At 76.9% G+C, this 899-nt stretch carries 2 protein-coding genes; both read right to left on the minus strand.

Going from position 1 to position 899, the window contains the following annotated elements; all coding sequences use genetic code 11:
• Positions 1-17: 17 nt before the first annotated feature.
• Positions 18-287 carry a hypothetical protein gene (locus tag ACOV8S_RS03325; protein ID WP_448316012.1) on the minus strand — a complete coding sequence of 90 codons (270 nt, stop codon included), beginning with the start codon at positions 285-287 and terminating at the stop codon, positions 18-20.
• Positions 288-345: 58 nt separating this feature from the next.
• The coding region (locus ACOV8S_RS03330; RefSeq protein WP_448316013.1) for a DUF2087 domain-containing protein at positions 346-899 on the minus strand (554 nt) is incomplete at its 5' end.

Genomic DNA, 899 nt, shown 5'->3' on the forward strand with positions numbered 1-899 from the left:
CGCCCCGTCCGCCTCCCTCAGGCCCCGCTGGTCACCCATCGCACCACCGCCGCGACCCCGACCAACAGCGCAGGCGTCAGCCACGGCCAGCGCATCACCGTGCGTACCGACGGCGCCAGCCACAGCGCGCCGACCGCACCCGCCGAGAGGATGGCCAATACGCACCCCAGTTCGATCCCGCCGTACGCGGCCTCGTCCCACGCCCCGTCCGGCCGCGTCACCAGGGCCGGCCAGAGGAAGAACCCGGCGACGAGGGTCAACAGCACCATGGGCACGGCGAACAGCACCCGCAGGGCCGTCCGTCCGGTCGTCGTCGCCCTGCCGGGCCGCCGGGCTGTCGGGCCGTCAGCCGGTCGGCGCGGCCGGGGCGTCGTCGGTGCGGCGGCGGTAGACGCCGTCGTGGCGGTCGAGGTGGCCGAGGTCGACGAGGTAGCGGCGCAGGGTCACATGGTCGACCGGGGCGTCCTCGGCGCACCAGGCGGCGAGGCGCTCGTTCACGGCGCGTTCCGGGTAGGCGACGTCGACGTCGAAGGAACGCTCGGCGATGTGGCGCAGCACCTGCCGCTTGCGGTCCCAGCGGGCGGGCAGGCGCACCAGGCGGCCGTCGCGCACGAAGGTGCCCAGCAGGGACTCGGTCGCCGCGTCGCCGGTGCCGTGGTCGACGGCCGGGGCAGCCGGGCGCCGGGCCGCGTCGCGCAGCCGGGCGTAGGCGACGGCCAGTCCCGTGTCCTCCTGCACCAGCGCCCCGCCGTCCAGCAGCCGCCGCACGGCCTGCACCGCGTCCTTCGACCGTACCCCGGCGTCCTCCGCGGCTTCGGTGGTGGTCCGCGCCCCGAGGGTGACGGCGGCGAACACCCGGGCCCGGGTGGCGTCGGCGAGCAGGCGGGCCAGATCGGGGG

The organism is Streptomyces sp. CO7, from assembly GCF_053474865.1.